We start from the raw sequence: 22,913 nt of genomic DNA, 5'->3' as shown, positions 1-22,913 counted from the left end.
TTCCAGCTATCTTTAACCTTTTCGTGGCAACCCAGCGGCACCACGCAGTTTCGGGCGCTCCAGCCGGGCGAGTTGTTCCTCTTCAAAGTAGACGTGCCAAACAACTTCATTGTTAGTGGCGGCATTTTCGGCCACACGTCAATCGAGCCGCTGTTCTTGGCGTGGGAAGCCTTCGGATTGAGTCGCTCTATCGCGAAGGACTCCTTCCGCGCCGGCGCGCTGCGTAGTCCGGAGCCGCCGCCCGGGCTCGAGCTGCGCGCAGGGCTGCGCTCGATCGACACGATCGGGCTCTAACATACAGCTTGCGACCGTTATATTGTGCTTGCTGCGGGCTCTCTTTGGCGGCCATGATCCGGACCCTGCAGCGAATTTTGTGAAGTTCCTTCACAATGGCGCCTCTTATGTGTCAGATTTGGCGCGCGTCTTCTTAGTCTGGTCAGGCAAATGCCGCGCGCCCCTCCCAGCCGAAATGTGTTCGGCTCAAATCTCGACAACGACATCCAGCCCCTGTGGAGGGACGGAGGTCGTGTGTTCTGCCGTGCGTGGCGGCAAATCAACGGCAGCAAGGCTGTCGTGCTTCTCGTGCGGCCCACCGGGGAACACCCCGCCACGATCGAGTGCCTCGCCCACGAGTATGAGCTGAGAGAGGAGCTAGATGAGGCATGGGCGGTGCGGCCTCTGGAACTCATCCGGGAAGCTGGTCGTACCATGCTGGTCCTGGAGGATCCATGCGGCGAGCCGCTGCTAAACTTAGTTGGAGTCGGCATGGAGCCTCAGCGCTTCCTGCGCCTTGCTATTGGTGTCACGAGGTCCGTGGGCAAGCTCCACCGCCGCGGCTTAATCCACAAGGACCTGAAACCCGGTCACATTCTGGTCAATTGTCCTGACGAACAAGTGCGACTCACCGGATTCGGGCTGGCGTCCCGGCTTTCCCGCGAGCGGGTGCCGCTTGAGCCTGCCGAGTTCATCGCCGGCTCGCTGCCCTACATGGCGCCCGAGCAAACCGGACGAATGAATCGCTCGGTCGACTCTCGCAGTGATCTCTATTCACTTGGGGTGATATTCTACCAGATGCTGACCGGCGCGCTGCCGTTCACGGGCTCAGACCCGTTGGAGTGGATTCATTGTCATATTGCAAGAAAAGCAACACCGCCCCTCGAGAAATCGCAAAATGTCCCGGAGCCAATCTCTCAAATTGCGATGAAACTCCTCGCGAAAACCGCCGAGGAACGCTACCAGACTGCCGCTGGCCTTGAACACGATCTGCAACACTGTCTGGCAGCATGGGCCAACCATGGTCGCATCGAGCCTTTTGAACTTGGCGCAGACGACACACCTGATCGGTTGATCGTCCCCGAGAAGCTCTATGGGAGAGCCCGCGAGATCGAGACCTTGCTTGGCTCTTTCGATCGAGCGGTGAAGAGCGGCGCGCCGAGGTTGGTGCTGGTTGCCGGTTATTCCGGCATCGGTAAGTCTTCGCTCGTCCAGGAGCTACACAAAGTACTCGTGCCCTATCGCGGGCTCTTGGCATCAGGCAAATTCGACCAAGTGAAGCGCGATGTGCCATATGCGACACTAGTGCAGACCTTTCAGAGCCTTGTGCGTCCTCTTCTCAGCAAAAGTGAGGGCGAACTCGCGACTTGGCGGCAGGCGTTCCGGGAGGCGCTCGGTGGGAATGGACGGCTGATGGTCGAATTGATCCCCGATTTGAGCCTTGTTATCGGCGAGCAGCCCGCGGTTGCTGAGCTTCCAGCCCGCCAAGCGCAAATCCGTTTCCAGCTCGTGTTTCGTCGCTTTATTGGCGTGTTCGCCCGGCGAACCCATCCATTGGTGCTCTTCCTCGATGATTTGCAGTGGTATGACGCCGCAACACTCGACCTGATCGAGGATCTGCTGACCCAGCCGGATCTGCACCTGCTGCTTATTGGAGCTTACCGCAGCAACGAAGTTGATGCAGATCATCCGCTCAAACGCAAGCTCGAGTCCATCGGGAGAGCCGGCCTAAATCTACAGGAGATCACGCTATCGCCGCTCAGCGCAGACGACGTCGGGCAGTTGGTCGCGCATACCCTTCGCTGCGGACCAAAACGCGCTGCCCCGCTTGCGAAGTTGGTGCATCAGAAGACGATGGGCAATCCGTTCTTCGCCGTTCAATTCTTGTCTGAACTAGCCGGAGAGCAGCTGTTGACGTTCGATCACGTGTCGGCGCGCTGGCGTTGGGATCTGCAGCGAATTCACGCAAAAGCGTACACCGAGAACGTCGTCGATCTGATGCTCGGCAAGCTCATCCGGCTGCCCAAGGAAACGCAGGAAGCGCTGCAACAGCTGGCCTGTTTCGGCAACATCGCCGGGACGGCGGAGCTTGCGATTGTGCTCGAAATTCCAGAGGAGCAAGTGCACGCGACCGTGTGGCCGGCAATCCGGCAGGAACTGATCGTGCGGCATGGGACAGCCTACCGCTTTGTCCACGATCGCGTTCAAGAGGCGGCCTACTTGCTGATGCCGGAATCCTCGCGCGCTCCTTCCCATCTGCGGATCGGTCGGATGCTCGCGGCACACATCCCTGCGCACAAACGCGAAGAGGCCATCTTCGACATTGTCAGTCAGCTCAATCGAGGCGTCGCGCTCATCGCTTCCGGTCAGGAGCGAGAGCAGCTCGCCGAGTTGAACTTGATCGCAGGGCAGCGTGCCAAGGCCTCGGCGGCCTACGCCTCGGCTCTAGCATATTTCACCGTCGGTGCTGCGCTGCTCGCGCCCAATTTTTGGCAAAGGCGCCGCGAGCTCGCGTTCGCACTCGAGACCAGCCGGGCCGAATGCGAATTCTTGGTAGGCCAGCTGGAGATTGCAGAGCGTCTCTTGTCCGCACTGTCGAAGCGAGCTTTGAACGGGCCACAACGAGCAACGGTCGCATGTTTGCGGGTCGATATTTACTTGACGCTGGGTCAGCACGGCCGGGCAGTGCTCATAGGTCTCGAATATCTTCGCGACGTCGGGATCGAGTGGTCGCAGCGTCCGACGGACCATGAAATGCTGGCCGAATATCAGCGGATGTGGTCACAGCTGCCCGACGCAATCGAGGATCTTGCTGGTTTGCCTCGAATGACAGACCAGGCCAAGCTTGCCACGCTCGCCGTGTTGACGCGGATTCTTCCGGCTGCAGGTTTCACAGACGCCAATTTATCCGCTTTAGTGATCTGCCGAGCGGTCAGCATCAGCCTCGAATACGGCAACACTGATGCTTCCTGCGCCCATTACGCATGGTTAGGCCGAATCTCGGCCGGACGCTTCGGTGACTACCAAGCGGCCGATAAATTTGGTCGTCTTGCTTGCGATCTGGCTGATCGCGGCGAGTTCTCTCGTTTTCGGGCTCACGTCTATTTGGCCGTCGGAGCCACCGTGATCCCGTGGACGAAGCCGCTTAGAGACGGCCGAGTTTTGATCCGGCGAGCCCTCGAAGCCGCGGTCAGTAGCGGTGATGTCATCTATGAGGCGTACAGTTCGGTCCATCTAACCGGAAGTATGATGATGGCCGGAGATCACCTGAAAGAGGTACAGAACGAGTTAGAGAAAAGCGCTGCTACGATCCGGAACAGAAAGGTACAATTTGCTGCTGAGGCGGTAGCCGCTCAGCTCGCAATCGTCAGAACCATGCGCGGCCTCACGCGCTCGCTCGGTTGCTTCGACGACCAACAATTTGACGAGCTAGACGTTGAACGATCGTTGGCAGGAAGTCCGGAGTCACCTAGCGAAACCGTTTACTGGATCCGCAAACTTCAGGCGCGCTTCCTATCCGGCGATTATGCTGCGGCTGTTGAGGCTCGCGCGAAGGCCGAGCCCAAACTATGGACCATACCAACAGAGCCCTTGACCGCGGAGTTTCACTTTTATGGTGCGCTGTCTCACTCGTGTTATTGCGACAGGCTGGGCGAAGGCGAACAACAGCCACACCGAGATGTCATTGATGCTCATTACAGGCAACTGCAGACATGGGCGACGAATTGCCCCGACAACTTCGAGAATCGGGCTGCCTTGGTCGGCGCTGAAATTGCGAGGTTAGAATGCCGGGATGCAGACGCAATGCGACTGTACGAACACTCAATCCAAACCGCAGGACGTAACGGTTTCCCCCACCACGAGGGGATCGCTTGTGAACTTGCAGCGCGCTTTTATGCTGCACGCGGTTTTGCCAGGATCTCCCGGGTTTACCTGCAGGACGCGCGGCGCGGCTACCTTCGTTGGGGAGCGGATGGTAAGGTGCGTCAACTCGAGGAGCTGCATCCGCATCTCATGCATCAGGAGCCCCCGCTTGCCGTGAATGGCATGACGATCGGAGCTCCGGTTGAGCAACTTGATCTGGCGACGGTGATCAAAGTGTCGCAGGCGATTTCCGGCGAGATTGTGCTTCAGAAGCTAATTGACAAGCTTATGCGGACTACCATTGAGCAGGCCGGCGCCGAAAGAGGTGTGTTGATTCTGCTGCATGGCGACGAGCCACGGATCGAAGCGGAAGGCAAAACGGTAGCAGATGCGCTCGTTATAAAGGTGGATGAACAGCCCGTAACTCCGATGGCTCTTCCCGAATCCGTGCTGCATTTCGTGCTACGTGTCCGCGAAAACGTGGTTCTCGAAGACGCTGTCGTCCAGCCTTCATTTGCCGAAGATCCTTATATCCGTGAGCGCAAAGCGCGTTCTATTCTATGCCTGCCACTCATCACGCAGGGCAAGCTGATCGGCGTACTTTATCTGGAGAATAATCTCGCCCCGCGCATATTCTCGGCTGCCCGAACATCAATGCAGAAAATGCTTGCCTCTCAAGCTGCAACAGCGCTCGAAAACAGCCGGTTGTACAGCGAAGTTCAGCAACGGGAGGCGAAAATCCGGCGCTTGCTCGACGCTAACATCATCGGAATCTTTATCATTCGCGAAGGGGGCGAGATCATCGAAGCAAATCAAGCCTTCCTCACGATGGTTGGATACGAGCAAGAAGATCTCCTCGCAGGCCGAGTGAACGGTCTCGATCTGACGCCTCCGGAATGGCACGAGCGCACAATGGATGCTCACACAGAAGCAAAAAGGACCGGAGCTGTTCAGCAGTTCGAGAAAGAGTATGTTCGGAAGGATGGCAGTCGCGTGCCAGTGCTGATTGGCCTCGCCGTGTTCGATGCGCGAGAGGACCAAGGTGTTGGCTTCGTCCTGGACCTGACAGAACGAAAGAGAGCGGAAGCGGAGGCCCGCGAAAGCGAACGGCGCTATCGCGAGACTCTGATGGGCCTTGCACATGCCAATCGGATCACGACAATGGGACATCTGGCCGCCTCGATCGCGCATGAGGTGAACCAGCCGATTGCCGCGATCAGCAGTAATGCGGGCGCGGGGCTAAATTGGCTCGGTGCTCAACCGCCAAATCTGGAAGAGGTTCGGCAGACCTTCGGTTTGATTGTTCGTGACAGTATGCGCGCAGGAAACGTGATCCGTCGGATCCGCGCTCTTATGAACAAAGCGCCCATGCAAACCGAGCTTCTTGCAATTGACGAATTGATCTTAGAGGTGTTGGCCCTAGTCCGCGCGGAACTTGCACAAAATGACGTGTGGGTGCAAACCCGAAGGCCTGAGGCTTTGCCGCTCGTTCGGGCAGATCGCGTTCAGGTACGGCAGGTGATTCTCAATCTGATCACGAATGCCATCGAGGCTATGAGCGAGATCAACGAAGGCGAACGCGAATTACTGATCACGACGCGCACAGATGGCTCGAATAATGTATTGGTCAGCTTTCGGGATACAGGTCCAGGACTCCATCCAAACAGCGCAGACCGTATGTTCGAGGCGTTCTACACCACCAAGTCAGAAGGCATGGGCATGGGGCTGGCCATTTGCCATTCCATTATTGAGGCGCATGGGGGCCGGATCTGGGCGGGCGCCAATGATCCTCACGGGGCCTTCTTTCAGTTCAGCATACCCGTTGCGCCGGAGGGCGTCGAGCAGGCGAAACAGGTCTCTTGGACGTCTTAGGCCGAATTCGAGGTCGAGCAGGTGGTCCGGGAGCCCCGATCATTGTGACAGAAGTGAGCTGCGCGACCTTGCAAATGTGAGACATTCGCGTTTCTTGCTGCCCGTCGGGAGTGTGCGCGACCGCAGATTGTCGTGAAGTGTCAGAGAGTCTGCAATCTGACCGCAATGTCAGATTCCAGACGCTTGGAGGGCTCCTTGCAAATCTCTTGAGACTTGCACGCCATAAAAGCTGGAGTTGGCCTAGCGGCTTGGGCGTTCGCGGTGCCGCTCGCGGACGCCGCGCGTTCCTGTGCTGTGTAAAGCACCTGCCGCGAGCAGAAACCCGCCGCCCGCGCGTGGTTGTGCAGAAGGACAGCAGTCGAGGAAGTGGAGGAAGTCCACGTGACACCGGTTCGTTTACCATACCTCGCTCGGGTTCGTCATCCTTTCGGAATGAGGTGAGCCGCACGACGGTCTTCCTCACGGTTGCTCTTGGATAAGCCCTCGATGACGCCGGCGCGATCCGCGGCATTGCGGTTCTGGCTCATCTTCCGTGAGCCATCTAGCCGTGTAATTTGCAATCGCAGGCGGATAATCCCCTCGAGCTCCGCTTTGATGAAATCGGCAGGTGCGTCCGAGACCGCCCAGCGGTCTTTGCTTGAGCGCTCATGTACATCGGTCAGCCGCGTGACTACCTCGCGGAGCCGATCGGAATCCTCGAAGAACTCAACTTGTCCGTAGGCATGCACAGCGACATAGTTCCACGTTGGTACGGCCTCGCCTCTCTCGTGCTTGGTCACGTACCATGAAGGGCTGATATAGGCCTCCGCCCCCGCGAAAATTGCCATCGCCTCTCCGGTTGGTGTCAGCTTCCACTGCGGATTAGCACGCGACACGTGCGCGTAAATCGTGCCCATCGAGCCTGCGCTCTCGTCGAGTACTACGGGCAGCAACGTTCCAACAAGCCCCTCGTGAGTGGCGGTGACCAGTGTCGCTGTCCGTGCCTCGCGCATTGTTTGTTGAAGGCCGGCGATATCGAGAACTTGGAAGCAGGACGGCGTGTACATCAGTGAAGCTCCCAGACAGCCCGACGGAAGCCGGGCGTCTCATGATTTGAACTGCGGTACGCCTCATTCGGGATCACAGGAACAGCCAGGTTTGATAGTTGCATTCCAGGGCCTTAGGGCAGCTAGCCCATCAAGCGTCGAAGGCGCAAATCAAAGAGCGCGGTTGCAAGCTGGTCCCGCCGTTGCCTTCGAGCCGTGCGCGTTACGGTGAAACGTGGGATAAGATGTTGCTTTCATTCTGACCGCGTTCTCGAAGCATCGACCGCTGTTTTCATCAGTCGTGAGCCGCTCAATGGCTACCCAGGTCGATTCCATCTGGCACGGTGCCTGCGGCTGCACACCTCGACCGTTGTTTAGCATGCTTCCGATGTTACCAGCCTGCCTTATTGACGACGATCTAATGGCGTTAACGCCGCATGTTGATGGCCCCGTCTAGTTCAGCATTTCGGCTCGAAAATTCAGGTTGTCGTGCGGAATTGCGGAGGTAAGAGAGAGCATCATATGCCTATGAAACACACGATGGAGCACATCAAGCGTTCGTTGCGCGTGCTCTGCGGACTTGCTGCCGTCCTCGGCGTCTCGTCCCTCCTCGGACCGAACGATGTGCGATCGGAGGCCATCATGGGCTTTGGCTCTGCAGCGACGGGCGGCTGGGAGGCGAGATAGTTCAAGTCAGATCAACCAGGCTCTGAATTATGAGTTATGTCGGTGGTACAGCTTCGGCCAGTGCAATGACGATAGTTCGCGCGAGATCCAGGTAATCGGAACCATAGACTTTACCGGTACGGAGGGGCGAGGCGAAGGGCAGGGGTCCCAATACGGCCGTGCCTGTTCGGCACCTTACAAGCGTGAGTCCCTTCTTCTTATCGATGGAAACGACGCGCATTGCGATGGCAAGGAGAAGACGTCGGTCGCATTCGACAGGGCCGGCAAGCGCCCGCTGGAAATTGGCTCAAACAAAACGGTGATCGGCATTGGCTCGGCCGCTACAATCAAAGTGAAGGGGTGGGGTCAGCAACGTCGTTATTCGCAACCTGACCATCAGTGATATCAATGAAGGCGTGATATTTGCCGGTGATGCTATTGCAATTGCACGAGCCGACCTGGTGTGGATCGATCACAACCGATTTCACAATATCGGGCGTCAGATGATTGTCGGCGGCTTTTTCCCCACGACGAATATTACGCTTTCCTGGAACGACTTCGATGGCAGCGATGTCTATTCCTCCTATTCTAACGGGAAACACTATTGGAACCTCCTGTTTCTTGGTGTCCCGGAGACGATCACTATCGCAAATAACTATTTTCATGAGATCTCGGGGCGGGCGCCGCACATTGACGGTGCGCAGGCCATTATCCATTTCGTTAACAATTACTTCCCACAACACGAATGCGCAACACAGCTGCGGAGTTTTCCATGCAGTGGTTGCTGGATCATCTGTGCAAGCACTCGTCGAGGGTAATTACTTCGACAACATTGAAACACCTATAACGACCGGTAGTGGACATATCTTTGCCGTCTTAGGCAAAGCCACCGGGACAATGCCGAGCATCTGCCTCACCGCCCTCGGACGTCGGTGCATCGAGAACATCGCGATCCCAGTGCCGCGGGTCAATGGCTTTCGCCTGGATGAAACCGTAGTTCAATCGTTTGGGTCTCTTCCAAGGTCATCTATTCCTCTTCCATTTCCAGCGGATGAAGCCGGTAGTGATCGCGGCGAGGGCAGGTCCCGGACACCTTCAGAGCCGGTGATGGCTCGTTCGCAGACGCGGCCCGTATTTGGCCGATTGCTGCAAACAGTTGGGCAGGTGCCATACTGGACGAGAACGGCACGCACGGCTCGCTGCTCAAAGTTGCACGAAGGCCGTATGGCGCGTTTCTGTTCGGGTACCGAGCGGTACAATTCCTCTCGGTGTTGCGTGCCTTTCGCCCGAACCGGGGCGCTAGCCTCAGAGTTTTCACCTCTGGTGTATTTGCGGGTTCGGATTGCAAGAGGATTGGAGGTGCCATCGAGCTCCTCGCAAGCTGTTCGGATCATCAACCTGACGTTCACAGCTCGTGTCCGACTGGCATGGTGCTTGCTCAAGAGTACCCGCAGCGCGAGGTTCGTCATCGAAAGCGAGTGAGATGCACCCTCGTCTGCTTGAACAATCCGCAAAACTTGGAAAAAATTGCAATGAAAGAAACGGCTTCGACCGAGCGTGTCATTCCAGCGACCGACATCGTCAAGCGCGCCGCGCGCATCGGTGTTGAAATCAGAGATATCAAACTTTCGGGTGATTTGCCGAGCCAAACCGTCGCTGCAATCAATAGCCTGCTGCTCGAACATAAAGTGATCTTCTTCCGCGATCAGCGGCATCTTGATGACGCGGAGCAGGAGCGCTTTGCCGCTTGTTTGGGAAAGCTGGTGCCGCATCCCACACTCGGTACGATCAATGGAACGACCTCGATCCTCGAGCTTGATTCCGCGCGTGGAGGTAGCCGAGCCGATGTATGGCACACCGATGGAACCTTTCTAGCGGCTTATCCCAAAGCTGCGGTGCTGCGAGCTATTGTGATCCCATCGTCCGGCGGCGATACGATTTGGTCGAATGCTGTGGCGGCCTACCTCGATCTGCCGCGGCCGCTCCAACGGCTTGCCGACGAACTCTGGACCGTTCACAGCAACGCCTTCGACTACGCCGGGACCTGCCGTGTTCGCGACATCGATCAGAAGCATTTTGATGAGGTCTTTACCAAAACAATCTATGAGACGGAGCATCCGGTGGTCCGTGTACATCCCGAGACCGGCGAGCGCGCGCTGGTGCTCGGCGATCTGGTGCAAAGGTTTATTGATATCCCAAAACGCGACAGCCAGAAGCTGTTTCAACTATTCCAGTCCTATATCACGGCGCCCGAAAATACCGTGCGCTGGACCTGGAAAGAAGGCGATGTCGCGATTTGGGACAATCGCGCAACACAGCATTATGCCCTTAACGATTACGGTGACCAGCATCGCGTCGTTCATCGTGCCACACTCGATGGTGACGCGCCCGTCAGTGTCGATGGTCGATGCAGTGTGACGCGCCTCAAGATGACGAAGCACCCGTCCACGAAAGTTGCCTAGCAGTGCGCGGCAAATTCACATAATTGCACTGGCCTTGTCGCATGTTCGCGCGAATAGATGTTTGCGAAGAGAAGTTAAGCCGAGCAGAACGCCACGCGCAATTGGATGGGAGGAGCTAACGCGCGCGCAGACCCGGGAGGCGACCTACTTGCTGAAGTAAGATGCTCAAGCTCATCTCGTCCGGCCGAAAATGATTCAGCGCCGAGTGGCGCGAGTCATCCGGCCGCGTCCGGTTGACTTTCCCACGGAAGGGGGTGCGTTTCCGCCGACCTTGCGCATCGCCTTTCGGACGACGGCACGACCGTCGGACAGACAGAGCGCGATTGCCGGAGCTGGCTGAATTTTGGCATCTGTGTCGCGGTTCCACTTACCAAGTCTCGTCGCGGGAATCTCCGAGGGCACGATTTCGGCGTTGTCATGGCAGAGTAAGAGCTCGGACGCGAGTCTGACGAGCTGCAGGAGCAGCTAACGTGAAACAATGTCGCTCCGCAAGAGGATACGACTTTTGCGCGATACGGCGCCGTCTATCGCTCGTAGACCGAATCAGCAAAGGCTCCAAGCTACCATTCCCAACAGCAGGCTACCTTAGACATGCCTAAATTCACGCGGTACCCGGCCTCGCGCCAGGAGCACAGAGATAGCAAAACGCCGCGATGACCGGCCCAAGCCGTTGAAAGGGAACGATTGTGATTTCGACTACATGCCGGTGAATTCACGCCCAGTCCTGAGCCCTTAGAAGAATACCGACGTAGATACTAACATATTCAGGGCGTGTCCGGTTTGCGGTGTGTAGGTAATGCTTGTCGGGTGATTGATGTAGGTCAGTCCTACGGTTGTATATATCCCCGGCGCCAGATGCGCCGTGTACAGTCCTGAAATAGCAGTACTGTCACGGTGCGCCAGCTGTTCTTTTGCCAGTGCAGCGTCCACCGCGACATGGCTCCAGATGGTATTGCTGACAACAAGACTCATCTGATCTGTGGGCCGGCTGTCCAATAGGCCCTTCGCATAAAGGCGAATCTCGTAGTATTGACTAGCTCTATTTAGGTCAGGCGGAGCATACATTGCAGAGAGCCCGGCATAGACTCCGCGAGATGCCGACCCGTGGACGGCAGACTGCCAGAATTGCCTGTCCGCACCTACATAGTAGACGCTGTTGGCCTTGGTCGTCGCTTCTGTCGGATGCTGCAGGTCCGTGTAGCGGCTGTTGTTGAAGCCCGCGCCAGCCCGCAGCCAAGTCTCCATTACACCCGGAGTAGGCTTGTTCCTGTAGGAAAGCTCATCAAGCAAAAGAATGCCTGTGTCGCGCGTGCTCCAGTTCAAGCCAGTGGGATTCTCGCTTACATGCGCATATTGTCCTGCTGGACTGACCGAGCGCTGGATTGAGAGCTTGTTATATAGGCGATCATCAAAATTGTACTTCAGATTAAGAGCCGGCGTTGGCGCCCAATTGTTGCTCATGCCAGCTTGGAACAGCATTTTCGATGAGGGTCCGAACACTTTGTCTCCAGCGCCCGCAAACTCATGTTGGTTCCTGAGGTAGCCCACTTTGAGTTCGATCCTTCTGTCGAATAACGTTTGATAGTAAGAAACTGCATTGAGGCCCAGCCGATCTGGCCCAGCGCTCTGCCATGTCCAGTGTTGATGCTCGGCTCCGACCACGATCTGACCATCGGGAATTCCAAGCCGAGCGAGGTCATAAGTAACGATCATAGAGTTGACCGTACTAAATGTCGGATTCTGGCCGACATATTGCTGATTGGCGATGGTGCTTCTGGCGGCATTGCCGAGTTCATTGTCGACAAACGTGTTTAGCGTCCAGCCAGCAAATCCAATCCCGAGATCCGAAAATTGGGATCTGAGAGAAGCTGTATCCTGATCTATCGTGTCCGCAGGACCAGGAGCAGTGAAAGCGCCACCTCTTTCGCGAAGCTTCTCGAATTTTGCGAATGGGTCGATCGGCTTTTCAATTCTGCTCTTGGCCGTCTCCATGGCAACGTCGCGCTTAATTGTGGTCGAAGCTGTTTTTGGCAAGGAGCTCCTAGAAAGGCGCGCTGCTCCCTTGGGCCGCCCGCTTCGGAATGTGATGGCCGGATCCGAAATTGTTCTGCTTGTTGCCTCATCGAGCTCATCGGGGCTGGGGCTTCTTGGGCCAGAGATCTCGCGACTCGGCGCCGCCGAACTGCTGGCGAGACTAGCTATGAGACAAAGGACAATACGACCTCGTGGCTTCGCAGTTGGTCCAGACATGAAAGCAACGACGCCAGCCAGGTATGCTTGCGTGGATAGCGGCGTTATAACGCAACGATGCATGGTGAGTTTCGCGCTCATCGATTTGAATAAAGTGCACTTCCACCTGACGGCCTTAGAGCGGATGTCAAATCTTGTCCCTCAATGTGGTGGGAGACGCTTGACACCAGGCGGCCTCTCTATGTCAGCGAGACCCACCTTGCGCGCTATCACCACAGCGGCGCCGCTTGGCCTACGTGTGGGTACACAGCGCAAAACAACCCAGTCGCTCGATCGCTAATCAAGGCGAGCTTCTGCTGGAGGGTGTCGAGACACTAACGGGCTGCTCGGCGTGCGCGTTCGCTAGCAAGAGATTGGTGGCCGATACACGGAGCCCAGGCACCTTGCGACAAACCCGCTGCCAAAACGAAGGAGAATAGTTTTCAACAGAGAGCAGCGGCAATAGCGGGGCTCGCAGAACAACACGCCCGATCCAAGAAACGCCGCTCGCTGCTCGGTCGATGGGATGAAGCACGGGCAGGCAGAAGGGGCTGACATCCTTGGCGGCCCGTAAGCTCGCCGCCACAAACCCTCGAGTGGCTCTTCGAGCAAGATGGAGGGCACGATTGGAGACAGTTTGATACCTGGGGACGACGAGGCAAGACATTCATCAGCTCCATTGATCGATGAAATCGCGCGGCGACTTCTTATGTGGCCCGAGCGAATTTCACCGCCACTGACTGGCATGTCTCCGTCGTCTCCATCAATTGCTAGGTTTGGTAGTTGACTGAGCGGGAGGTCGGCTGTCGCTGCGTGAATCGTAGCTAATGTGTCGCTCGACTCCACAGCCCCGGCGTTCCCGGCCGATCGGTATCGCAGCGTCGGCGGGTGAATTCTAGGCGTTTGCTTCGATCCACGTCGCGCGAAGCTCTTACAGGGAACGATCTTTTCGAAGACCGTGATCCCGCCGGATCTGGTTGTAGTTGTGGCGCTCGAATATCCTTTGCGCCGTATCACGCATGATTTCGGCTGCCACCGCCGGAGCCAAGGGTCAGATGTCCTTGTCCATCCGGACGAGCTCGATCAGGGTTTTCGATCCAGAAGTCCCTAAACGTCGAGATGTCATCATCTCGACGACATAAGATGATCAGTTCTCGATCTCCAGTTGGTTGGCGGCGTCGCGCAATCAGTCGTCGTCCCCATCGAGATCCTTGGCTACACGGCTAATGGCGGTGATGGGATGAAACTTGTCGAGATGTAGGGTCACGCTGCTTGAGCGAGGAGCGTTGTTGTCGGGGCGTCCAATTCCCGGCAGCAGTGCGTCCAGCTTGTCTTCGCGGCGCGGGTCAGGGCGACTCTCCGCCGCACAGCTTCGCACGGCGTCGTTGATCGATTTGGAGCTGGTTGTGAGTGTGCCAGATGAGCGAACGCATTCCTCAGGCTTCCTGGCGCGTGCAGCAAAACGTGATTCATTTCATCCAATCATTGCGTTGGCTGGTCTGAACAGAGGGGGCGCGAAAGTAACAATCGAATGCGGCTGCCACAGCCCGGGTGAGAAAACGATGCTCCGGCCTCACGCGGAGGAATCCCTTTTCCATTTCGACGATCCCATCCTCAGCGAGCATTGCCAAGCGTTCGCCTGAACCGAGCAAGCCGATCGGGTCAAATCCATGAGCAGCGCAAATTGCCGGCACGTCCACCTCGAAATCGCACATTAGCCGCTCAATGATCGCGGCCCGGACGCGGTCTTCAAGGCTGAGACAGTAGCCCTTTGACGTCGCCAGACGGCCGGCGTTGATTTGGCCGCTGTAGGAACCCGCTGTAACTTCGTTCTGGACGTAACCCTCGCCAAGCCGGCCGATCGCCGACGGTCCGAAGCCGATCACTTTATTGCAGGTGTCGGCGGAGTAACCGAGTGAATTCCGCCGCAGGCGACCGGCTTTCTGCGCCAGCGCGAGCTCATCGTGCGGCAAGGCGAAATGGTCGAGTCCGATCTGGCGGTAGCCCGCTGCAGTCAGTGTATTGGCCATCGCGGCTGCTTGTTCTGCACGGGCATGGCTGTCTGGCAGCGCTGCCTCGTCGATCAGGCGCTGATTCTTCTTGAAGGAAGGAACGTGCGCGTAGCCGAACACCGCAAGCCGGTCTGGTCGCATTGCCAGCGCCGTTGTCGCGGTCTGAACGCAGGACTGCACCGTCTGATTTGGCAGCCCGTAGATGAGGTCGAAGTTGACGCGCATGATTCCATGCTGCCGCAGCGCCTGGACAACGCGCTCTGTTTGTGCCTCACTCTGGACCCGGTTGATGGCTTTTTGGACAATTGGATCGAAGCTCTGGACGCCGAGGCTCGCGCGGTTCACGCCGGCAGCCGCCAATCCTTCGCATGTGGCGAGCGTGAACGTGCGCGGGTCGATCTCAACAGCAATTGCGGCCGTGTTCGAAATCTCAAAGCGTCGGCGCAGAAGCCCCATCAACCGGCGGAATTCCGTTGGTTCGATGAGGGTCGGCGTTCCACCGCCGAAGTGGACGTCGCTCACAGGCAGCGGTTGCGCAACCTGCGCCGCGACCAAATCGATCTCCTTACGAAGAACCCCCAAAAAGTCGAGGATAGGAGAATGCCGGCGAGTGATGCTTCGAGCGAAGCCACAATACCAGCAAATCGATCGACAGAACGGAATGTGGAAATAGAGCGACACCGATTGGTCAAGCGGCAGCTGCTGCAGCCATCTCTCACAGGCGTCGCCGCCGACTGCTTTGGAGAACTGGGCTACAGTTGGATAGATGGTGTACCAAGGAAGGCGAGCATCGTAATACGTGCTTAAGATCGAGGTCTGCAAGGATTGTTATCCCATGTTTACGAAGTTTTACGTCGCAAGCGAATTGTCCTGCATCCCTTTGCTTGCCAAGGGCGATCGGGACTGTCGCTAGGCAATTGGGAGCTTGCGTGACGGCCGATCTGCGGAAGAAACGCGCTGTCGGATGACGATCCGCTCCCCTCGGACACAGAGAACAAGTTCTGCAAGCGAGATACTCGAATCAACACAGCCACGGCGGGGTCCCCAATTCGTCCGCCTTGATAATCTTTGATCTTCGGCAACGAGACACCCACCAGGGCCGTTTAAGCTGCTAGACCTCGAACTGCTCCACGATTTGACTCGTGCGAGGTTCAATGACCAACATTGATACGGTCCCGTATTCTCCGTCAACTGACAAGGTTGGTAGTTGATTCTGCGTGGCGTATTCCCCAATCGAAGCCGGCGAGGAAACTCGCGCCTTCGTCTAAACCCAGAAGGTCCGATCACAGTCGGAGGGCCACCGGGCTCACCCCCGGAAACGTCGTACCTCGATGATTTGCCGAGTGTTCAGTCCCAGTCCAGCTCTCCACACGCCTGTCGTAGATATCGAAAGTGGTTGAGGATCAAGCGGCTTCACCCGGTCTCGTGTAGTTCGTTGGGCGCGGTGTGCCGAAAGTTCCGAACACCGCGCAAACCAGGACGGCGGGCGCTTCCCCAAAACGCATACCCGGAAAACTCAATAAGCAGAACGCTCTCTTCTCTCCAATTCAGCGCATCCGGCCTCTTGAGATTGGATGACTTGATGTACGATCGAGCCCTCCTGCCGCGAACGTTCTACTGGACGCCACTGTTCGTCGGATAGGCACAAATCGCGAAACCAAATAGCCCGAATGAACCGACTACGGCGGCCTAGACCCGGGAGATCGCGGCGCCGATAGCTCTAGACGGTATTCCTGACCGCCTCAGCTAGGATTGCGTAAAGCTGCCGCTTGCTCATTTCCTGAGGCCGCGTTTTTAGCGCCTATTGCAGCAGCTTCTTTCGGACGCGATCGCGGCGGGCAGCCATCAACGTCGCCCCTCCGCTTGGGCACCGATCTAATCTTGGGTTTTGTGCTGTTGGTGGCTTGTGACCTCGAGTGAGACCCAACCGAGTCGGCCTGCCGCAAACGGCGTTGCGACTGCACTCGAGATGACCCGCGATCTGCGCGGCACTCTGTCCCTCGGACCAGAGCTGTTTCAGCTGTGCCAATTCTCTTCTATTCCAGCGCATGGAAGATACTTTGTTGCCAGTTCGGACGTCCGTCGCCTCGGCAATGTAAGTGGTCGAGTGGCAAAGGGGCTGCCTGCCCGAGAAAATGACGATAACCGGCTGGGTGCCACAGCTGCGAGTGCTTGCGGCTTGATGTTGAGTACCACAAAGGGCGCGTTCGCGCGCCTCCCAATCCTGATAGGGGAGCTTCGCTCGCCTTTCCATTATTCTTCGTTGACGGGGACCAAACCGAAGTCCGTAACATGATTTCAGATTTCGGACCTCGCGCGAAGTCCAGCCATGATCATGCGTGACACATCGTTAGTGCACCGCCCAAGCTCGTCGTGTTTCGAGCGCGCTTCCCCCGAACTCTAGACAGCGCACTCAGCTGATCCAGCAAAAGTGCAAGCCAATGTCAGCGAGACAATCATGACAGCGTTATCGACAGAAAGCGCCTGCGAGAGCACTGATATCCCGCTGAGCCGCCTTGATGTAAGCGAACCCAAGCGCTTCGAGGATGATACCGTTTGGCCTTATTTCGAGCGGCTGCGGAGGGAAGATCCCGTTCATTATTGCGAAAACAGCCCATACGGACCATATTGGTCGATAACAAAATACCGCGACATCATAGCCGTGGACTCAAATCACACAACATTCTCATCAGAACGAAGCGTCACAATAGTCGACCCGCCGGAGGAGTATTGGACCCCCAGTTTTATCAAAATGAATCCTCCTCTCCATGCTCAGCAACGTAAGACTATCAGTCCGATAGCGGCATCGGAGAACTTGGCAAATCTTGAAGGCTTGATCCGCTCGCGGGTTCAGAAAATTTTGGACGGTTTGCCGCGCAACGATACCTTCAACTGGGTCGACAGGGTCTCGATCGAGTTGACGACCCAAATGCTGGCCACGCTGTTCGATTTTCCATTTCAGGATCGGTGGTTGCTGACCTACTGGTCGGACGTAGCTGCCTTGACTCCACAAATGGGCGACCAGATCGACAGCTGGGAAAAGCGAAAGGTGGTGCTGTCGGAGTGCCTGGACTATTTTACGCGGCTTTGGAGCGAACGGGTCAATTGTGAGCCGCGCGGTGACCTGATCTCGATGATGGCGCATTCACCGGCGACCCGAAACATGGAGCCCCGCGAGTTCCTGGGCAACCTCATTCTGCTGATTGTTGGAGGTAACGATACTACGCGCAACTCAATTACCGGGGGCGTCTTGTTCATGAGTCAAAATCCATCCGAAATGCGAAAACTCCGGGATGATGCTTCGCTGGTGTCCGGCGCGGTATCCGAGATTATACGATACCAAACCCCCATTGCACACATGCGCCGGACCGCTGTGGACGATTTCATGATAGGCCACAAGCGAATCAGGCGAGGCGACAAAGTTGTGATGTGGTACATCTCTGGCAACCGAGATGACGAGGTCATTGCGAGAGCCAACAGCTTCATCATCGATCGGGAAAATGTACGGCAACATCTCTCTTTCGGATTTGGGATTCATCGCTGCGTGGGTAGGCGCCTTGCCGAGCTGCAGCTGAAAATCCTGTGGGAGGAGATGCTGAATCGATGTTTGGAGGTAAATGTGGTCGGCGAACCGGAGCGAGTTCAATCGAATTTTGTGCACGGTTATTCCGCACTGCCGGTGCAGATCCCAGGTTAGTCTCGGCTGCGGCCGACCTTCAACACTGTCATGCCGTTCAGAGCCGGCGGTTAGGACAATGACTTTCTGGAGACCAGTTTTCTGGGTAAGTTCACCGGCGTTGCGTGACGGGCTTACGGTTGTTTCGAAGGTTGCGGGCAGGGGCCGCTATCGCGTCGAGGATTTTGGCCGGGCGGCTACGATACTCCTCACGGCCTGCTGGAGCCGTGCCAGCGTTCAAAGTCTAGGGAAGCAGTCCGTCCAGTCGATGAACTGAATGACCAGAGACTGGCCATACGAGGGGGCTTACTTCATGTGAAGACGAGGACAAGCAGGTTCGAGCAGAGTAGCGCAAATCCGGCTGCGGTCAGCCCGAGGAAACTGCTGAAGACAAGATCATGACTGCCCATGAACGACCTCTGCGGCGAGGAATAGAGATCGGCAATCGCCGCTCCGCTTCCCTTTCTGGCCAATCTCGGCATTGTTATTCAAATGAGCCGCATAATTCCTGCCGGTCTCGTGGCAGAGCGCACATTTCCAGCAAGATCGAGCGACAGTTCGCCGCGTTCCGGGGGCATCCTCGTTAGTGCTCTCGTGGTTGCAAACGGATCGCTCCGCCAGAAGCTGAGTAGACCAGAGCATCTTGACAGCAAAACTCACTCAATCGTGCCGTCCGCGTTTGAGCGCTTGCAGAATTGAGCGCCCATCTGAACCGCCGCCGCGGATTTGGCGGAGGCTCCAAGTCTTGAGAAGGTGGAGCCATGACAAGCAAGACGACGAGAAATGTTCACCCGAGGCCCGAGCCCAAGGGGGTCGTATAGCTCTGTATCAGGCCAACGAGCACAGGTCGCGCTGGACGACGGTGACTTCCATTGCGGCCAAGATTGGCTGCACGCGCAGACCTTGCATGACTGAGTCAAGTAGGTCGAGATCGACAGTGGGCAGCGGGCCGGCGTTCCGACCGAGCTGGCCGAGAAGCCCAAGGCTCTGGAACGGAAGAACCGCGAGCTTCGCCAGCCAACGAGATCCTGCGCAAGGCAAGCGCTTATTTTGCGACGGCGGAGCTCGACCGCCGGCCCAAGCCATGATTGCATCGACGATGATCGTGCGGCGCGTGGGGTTGAGCCGATCTGCAAGATGTTGCCGATCGCCCCCTCGACCTACCGCGGAAGCAGATTATTCCCAAAGGCGGGCGACATGCCACCAGCGATGTTCAGATCTTCGGCAAAGGCGATCTCGGGTCAATAGCTCTCATTGGTAGAGCACGAAGAGATCGCGCCTCTCAAGGTGCAGGGCCAATCGATCCAACAGATTGGACGTCGCCTGGGGCGGGCTGATTCGACAGTCTCGCGTGAACTGCGGCGCAACGGCCTCCCGCGCCGAACCAGAGGGCCATGGCCGCCCATGTGAGGACCATAGCGCCCGCATGAGGCCGGCCCGGCGCTCAGGGAAATGCGAGAGCCCGGAAATCCGAGCCGTACGGGACGATTCCGTCCTCCTCGCAACGAGACGTTTCGAACGCGGCGCGATCGTTTCAAACGCAAGCGCCGCGCGAATTGCGAGGATACCAAGCCGCGTCAAACCATGAATTCACTTCTGCACGCGAGAGGCTTTTAACCGCTCGGCAAATGTGCGCTATACCGAGTGCAAAGAGGGCACTAGCCTTATCGCATTATCCCTCGAAAGGAGAGATGGAGCGTGAGCGAATTTACGGGAGAGGTTCAAGCGAACATGGGCCTGGTCTTGGATCAGGTCTGTGCGGGGCTGCCGAATGACGGTGACCACGAGAGCCGCCGGTATGTCGCTGAGCAACTGATCCAAGCGGTACGGGCGGGAAAAACGACTCTGGGGGAGCTGACCTCTGCGGGAGGTCGCGCTGTCGTCTATCTGAAGAATGCGCCGAAATCAGCCTAGCAGTCCCTTGTTGCCGGCCCGATCTGCCCTGCGTTCGCTCGCAGGCAACCGCGTACCCGACAGACCTCGTGGTGTTAGGGCACATTGACGGGTGGCATGGGCGCCGTCGGGCGCGGCATGAACGCGCTTTGGTGGTGGCCGCGTGCCGCCAATATGATCGCGAAAGCCGTGAGAACGATCAGGAGTCCACGCATATCGACAGATTACTCGGAGAGCTGTATCGCAATTATGAAACGGCTCATAGCCGGTGTGCCGAATCAACAAGGAAACGAAGCTGTTGTATCATTCGATGAGGCGAACGCGGTTGGACTGCAAAGCGCCAAAGTCATAACGCTTGGTCTTGCGGCAAGACGGCAAAGTCATGCCTTTTGTGCCGAAAACGTGCGTACGGGCCTCGTTGGAAGCAGGAATCTGCGGCGGATTTCAATCGTAGGATCAATCGCTGGATGCCTTCGTTCTTGGCCTTCTCTTGGGCTTGCGTCCCCGTCACGAGTTCACCGAACGGGCCGCGGATCATGAGCGTCTAGGCCTCCAAGCTTCTCCTGACCACTTGCGACAGAGACTGACCCACGAGCTGTTCGTAAGCGCCAGGATCCGTCGCGCCCTCGGTATTGATGAGGAAGACCCGTGCGTCAGGTTCAAGACCAGTCAAGCGCGCGAGGTTGAATCGGCCGCAACTTTCAGCAACCCTGCCAGACCAACCCCGCCACTTTCGCCTGCAACGATAGCCGGATCACCGTCCCGGGGATTGGCCAAACGGTTCATAATCCCGACGGCCTCCTCGTCATCGACAATCATAAAAGCGTCGGCTGCGCGCGAAAGGATGCGCCAAGCGACGAGCGAAGGTTCGTAGCACTCTAGCATCGCCATCACTGTCGACTGCCCATGAGCTACCTTGACGCAATGCCCGGTTCGAGCGATGGATCGACAACCGTGAAGGACGGGCGACTATCACCTAACGACACCGAAAAATGTCCAAGACCGCTGCGGCAAGTCCACCGACTCCTGACTGGACGAGGACGTGGGTCGGAGGTTCGGGCAACTGTCGTAGTGCTTCAGTCAGGAGCGCGGAGATCCCTGCATTACCAGACCAGGGATAGCCCGGCCAGGACCTGTCAGACACCGTGATTCAGCCGTTCTCTGCGGCAACTCGGGATGCTTCGGCAACGGAGTCATCGTAGTTGCCGCTGACGCGGATCATCTGCGCGCCATGTGGGACGATTGCTGCGCTACGCTGATCGCTGACGCCCGAGTGAATGAATATAGCGCAGTTCGCCCCCACGAGCTGAGCGCCGTGCGCTACGGACCTGCCATGATTGCCGTCCGTTGGCGCAGGATACCTCATCCCCCGTGCTACGGCCTTCACCTCAGGTGCGTGAAGCTCCGAGATGTCAACAGCCCTGCCGAGGCGCGGAGTTGCTGCTTCTAAGACGAGCCGGATGACGGCATAGGAGCCGCCCAAAGCCTTGAAACTGCCAAGCCCGAGCCGGTGACCCTCGTCGTTGACTTGGACCGAGCCCACGCCAATCTCGTGGGCGAGGCCCGGCAAGGAAATTAGCGCTGTTTCCTTGTGGCCATTGCGATATCAAGAAACCCTTCCACCTCGCACGCAGCTTCGCGACTCAGCATGTTGGCATCCGCACTATCCAAAGGCGCCCGGTGGTCAGTGCGATGGTTAGGAAGCAACATGGTTCGAGTTGGCGCCGATCTAAGCATCGCGGCGATGCGCTTGCCGAAACACTAGCGGCAATCCCAGCGATGTCACGCCTTCTCGCTAATCCGCAAGAAATGGGAGGCCGCTCTCGATGACGACCCCGACGGTGCTCAGGCTCGGGCGGGTGATGCTGATGTTTGAAGATCCGGCAGGAGGGCGTTGCGGCCATCGCTCACCCGTTCCCGGCTGCACTCCTCGTTTTGAGCACGAGGAAGGATGACGATTTCTAGGCCGTGGACACGAACTCGGTCCTCATCACGTACCCAGATCCAGCAGCACGAGAGCAAAAGGCAGCAGAGGCAAGCGCGTTGGATTGCAGTGGCGGGCCTTGCTCCCAGCCGGTTGATGCGTGCCTTCATGTTCTGCCGGCCCGGACGGCCAAAGCGCGGCCGAAGTCGAACCAGCATCGACGCTGGTCGTGATCCCGTTGCACGGTGAAGCAAGGACCTCCGATGGCAAGGCGTCCTTCGTAGCCGAATGGAGACTCTGCGCGCTATTCGAGCGCGGAAATTCGGCAGCGTGAACTCGTGCGCCGTGCGAAGAGTAGCGTTGGCCCCAGCCCGCAGATGATGGCGCCTGATGCCTGTCGCGCCTGAACGAAGAATGAGGGCGTTTTTTGCAAAGCCATCCCTCGTCTTCTGTCCCCAATAGGTCACAATCAGGTCTACGCTCGTGTTGAGTGCGAGCGAAATGAGCCCAGGACGATGAACTGCATGCTGACACTCCCAGATGGGTCGACGAGTTGCGGGATGAACACGAGAAAGCATGCGGCTGTCTTGGGGTTGAGCGCCTCTATGACGATGCCCTGGCGAAAAGCAGAATGCGCATCTGTCGTCTGCAATTCTATCGGATCGACGCTTGTCTCGCGCCACGCCTTAATCCCGAGCCAGATGAGATATAGGCCTCTGGCGATCTTTAGGAAGGTGAACGCTTCTGCGCTTGCGACAACACGGGCAGACAGACCGACGGTGCCGCCGAAAACGTGGACAAGCCCTCCGGTACCCAGGCCAACGCTCGATGCGAGCCCTTCACTTCTGCCGCCAGCAAGCGTGCGGGCCACAATATAGAAGAGACCCTGGCCCGGCGTGACCACCACAAACAATGCCACCACCAGGAACAAAAAGAACGTATGCGAGTTGAACATCGCTCAACCCGATTATCGTTTCAACTGGCGTTAGCGGCGCCAATCTTCTTGCATGATGGCTA

General features: G+C 57.4%; 12 protein-coding genes, 3 pseudogenes and 1 other annotated feature. Of the genes and pseudogenes, 8 read left to right on the top strand and 7 right to left on the bottom strand.

The window, feature by feature from the left end; genetic code table 11:
• Positions 1-72: 72 nt before the first annotated feature.
• Positions 73-294: a hypothetical protein gene (locus AC0L20_RS33800; RefSeq protein WP_473294815.1), complete on the top strand. Its 222-nt coding sequence runs from the start codon at positions 73-75 to the stop codon at positions 292-294.
• A gap of 150 nt (positions 295-444) precedes the next feature.
• Positions 445-6,009 (top strand): trifunctional serine/threonine-protein kinase/ATP-binding protein/sensor histidine kinase, encoded by a 5,565-nt coding sequence (locus tag AC0L20_RS33795; RefSeq protein WP_473294814.1) that lies wholly within the window; start codon positions 445-447, stop codon positions 6,007-6,009.
• A 419-nt stretch (positions 6,010-6,428) separates the two neighbouring features.
• Here the strand turns inward: AC0L20_RS33795 and AC0L20_RS33790 are convergent, their stop codons facing one another.
• The gene (locus AC0L20_RS33790) at positions 6,429-7,055 is read right to left on the bottom strand and encodes an FMN-binding negative transcriptional regulator (RefSeq protein WP_473294813.1); all 627 of its coding nucleotides are present in this window, start codon (positions 7,053-7,055) and stop codon (positions 6,429-6,431) included.
• A gap of 501 nt (positions 7,056-7,556) precedes the next feature.
• On the opposite strand from AC0L20_RS33790, the gene AC0L20_RS33785 reads away from it, so the two are divergent.
• Complete coding sequence (locus tag AC0L20_RS33785; RefSeq protein WP_473294812.1) at positions 7,557-7,721, top strand: hypothetical protein; 165 nt, start codon at positions 7,557-7,559, stop codon at positions 7,719-7,721.
• A gap of 326 nt (positions 7,722-8,047) precedes the next feature.
• Here the strand turns inward: AC0L20_RS33785 and AC0L20_RS33780 are convergent, their stop codons facing one another.
• Positions 8,048-8,416: a hypothetical protein gene (locus AC0L20_RS33780; RefSeq protein WP_473294811.1), complete on the bottom strand. Its 369-nt coding sequence runs from the start codon at positions 8,414-8,416 to the stop codon at positions 8,048-8,050.
• A gap of 816 nt (positions 8,417-9,232) precedes the next feature.
• On the opposite strand from AC0L20_RS33780, the gene AC0L20_RS33775 reads away from it, so the two are divergent.
• The gene (locus tag AC0L20_RS33775; RefSeq protein WP_007600153.1) at positions 9,233-10,162 is read left to right on the top strand and encodes a TauD/TfdA dioxygenase family protein; all 930 of its coding nucleotides are present in this window, start codon (positions 9,233-9,235) and stop codon (positions 10,160-10,162) included.
• 732 nt (positions 10,163-10,894) lie between these two features.
• Here the strand turns inward: AC0L20_RS33775 and AC0L20_RS33770 are convergent.
• The 3 genes from AC0L20_RS33770 to AC0L20_RS33760 form a co-directional block, all read right to left on the bottom strand.
• Positions 10,895-12,154 carry a carbohydrate porin gene (locus AC0L20_RS33770; RefSeq protein WP_473294810.1) on the bottom strand — a complete coding sequence of 420 codons (1,260 nt, stop codon included), beginning with the start codon at positions 12,152-12,154 and terminating at the stop codon, positions 10,895-10,897.
• 1,706 nt (positions 12,155-13,860) lie between these two features.
• Positions 13,861-15,225: an oxygen-independent coproporphyrinogen III oxidase gene (hemN, locus tag AC0L20_RS33765; RefSeq protein WP_473294809.1), complete on the bottom strand. Its 1,365-nt coding sequence runs from the start codon at positions 15,223-15,225 to the stop codon at positions 13,861-13,863.
• 979 nt (positions 15,226-16,204) lie between these two features.
• Positions 16,205-16,453 (bottom strand): GcrA family cell cycle regulator, encoded by a 249-nt coding sequence (locus AC0L20_RS33760; RefSeq protein ID WP_473266386.1) that lies wholly within the window; start codon positions 16,451-16,453, stop codon positions 16,205-16,207.
• A 408-nt stretch (positions 16,454-16,861) separates the two neighbouring features.
• Here AC0L20_RS33760 and AC0L20_RS33755 point away from each other — a divergent pair, with 408 nt between their 5' ends.
• The 4 genes and pseudogenes from AC0L20_RS33755 to AC0L20_RS33740 all read left to right on the top strand — a co-directional run bounded on the left by AC0L20_RS33755 (position 16,862) and on the right by AC0L20_RS33740 (position 19,993).
• Positions 16,862-18,100 (top strand): cytochrome P450, encoded by a 1,239-nt coding sequence (locus AC0L20_RS33755; protein ID WP_473254495.1) that lies wholly within the window; start codon positions 16,862-16,864, stop codon positions 18,098-18,100.
• A 724-nt stretch (positions 18,101-18,824) separates the two neighbouring features.
• Positions 18,825-19,243 (top strand): annotated as a pseudogene (locus tag AC0L20_RS33750) (IS3 family transposase); the annotation flags it as partial.
• Positions 19,122-19,234, top strand: a sequence feature (AL1L pseudoknot). (Overlaps the previous pseudogene by 113 nt.)
• Before the next feature lie 3 nt (positions 19,244-19,246).
• Positions 19,247-19,459 (top strand): annotated as a pseudogene (locus AC0L20_RS33745) (helix-turn-helix domain-containing protein); the annotation flags it as partial.
• A gap of 318 nt (positions 19,460-19,777) precedes the next feature.
• Complete coding sequence (locus AC0L20_RS33740) at positions 19,778-19,993, top strand: hypothetical protein (RefSeq protein ID WP_473294808.1); 216 nt, start codon at positions 19,778-19,780, stop codon at positions 19,991-19,993.
• A 523-nt stretch (positions 19,994-20,516) separates the two neighbouring features.
• Here AC0L20_RS33740 and AC0L20_RS33735 read toward each other — a convergent pair.
• Positions 20,517-21,682, bottom strand: a pseudogene (locus AC0L20_RS33735) (diaminopropionate ammonia-lyase).
• A gap of 689 nt (positions 21,683-22,371) precedes the next feature.
• Complete coding sequence (locus tag AC0L20_RS33730; protein WP_473294807.1) at positions 22,372-22,851, bottom strand: LysE family translocator; 480 nt, start codon at positions 22,849-22,851, stop codon at positions 22,372-22,374.
• Positions 22,852-22,913: the final 62 nt, after the last annotated feature.

It is taken from the genome of Bradyrhizobium sp. Kon58, assembly GCF_055807455.1.
Note: the sequence above shows the minus strand (reverse complement) of the source record. Positions and strands in the feature narration are given on the sequence as shown.